Annotated in this window: 1 protein-coding gene; it reads left to right on the top strand. The window is 61.8% G+C overall.

From position 1 onward, the window contains the following. Positions 1–432 precede the first annotated feature (432 nt). Positions 433–717 (top strand): hypothetical protein, encoded by a 285-nt coding sequence (locus ACLF3M_RS35340; RefSeq protein ID WP_430661704.1) that lies wholly within the window; start codon positions 433–435, stop codon positions 715–717. The last annotated feature ends 104 nt before the right edge of the window (positions 718–821 follow it).

Genomic DNA, 821 nt, shown 5'->3' with positions numbered 1-821 from the left:
AGAAACTGCGCCAGCACCCTCGCGCGCGCGGTCGGGGGCGCGCGCGTTTTTCAAAGTCTCAGCTTGCCGCGCGGTGCGCGACGAGGTCCGCCGCCAAGTGGGAGGCGGGCCGCAGGACACGGGCGGCCCCGACGAGGTCGAGGTGGAACTTCTGTTCAGCTGCGCACGGCGGTAGCCGCCCGAGTGCAGCCCGTCGGTCGTGCGCGGCCAAACGCTTCGTCCGCTGAACCGATCCGAGAGTGGACCAAGCTCTCATGAGCCGCGGTGTCCCGGGTAGCTGCCGCCAAATGAGAGTGCACCACATCACAAAGCAGAGCATTAAGCATCGTGTCCGATACGCAGTTAGCAGAACGTCTATATGGGATTTAATGTTCCAATATATTCTTTGACTTCGTCCGCAGTGTCGATTGTGAACAGAAATGGGATCATCTGATGCGTGCACATCCGGAATGCGGGCGAGCCGATACCTGTTTCGTCTGCTCACTGCTCGCCTTCGGCTTTGACTGCTTTGCGCACTTCGTCCCGTCTACAGAACAGAGGGAGGCGATGCATGCCTTCATGTACTGCCAGGCCGACGAAATGGATGCGGCCTATCTGCGCATGATTGACTCTGGCCTGCCGAAGTGGCGAGAGGATTTACCTGAGCATGCGGCCGCATCCGCGTTGGAAGACCCGCCCGGCGTCGGCTTCCTGAACGAGATCGATCGGCGAAGCTGAGCCTTGTGTGTCCTACAGGTGAAGGGGGCCAGCAGGTCGCGTGCGTCTTGCGAGGCGCGATGTGCGCTCGCGCCCCGCCGCTGCATCCCCTGCGTGACGCGATT

The sequence above is a fragment of the Falsiroseomonas sp. HW251 genome, assembly GCF_050563545.1.
GTDB lineage: Bacteria > Pseudomonadota > Alphaproteobacteria > Acetobacterales > Acetobacteraceae > Falsiroseomonas.
Note: the sequence above shows the minus strand (reverse complement) of the source record. Positions and strands in the feature narration are given on the sequence as shown.

Bases quoted from the DNA above. Each gene is read 5' to 3' on its own strand.
- ACLF3M_RS35340 (WP_430661704.1), top strand. From the start codon at position 433: ATGCGTGCACATCCGGAATGCGGGCGAGCCGATACCTGTTTCGTCTGC.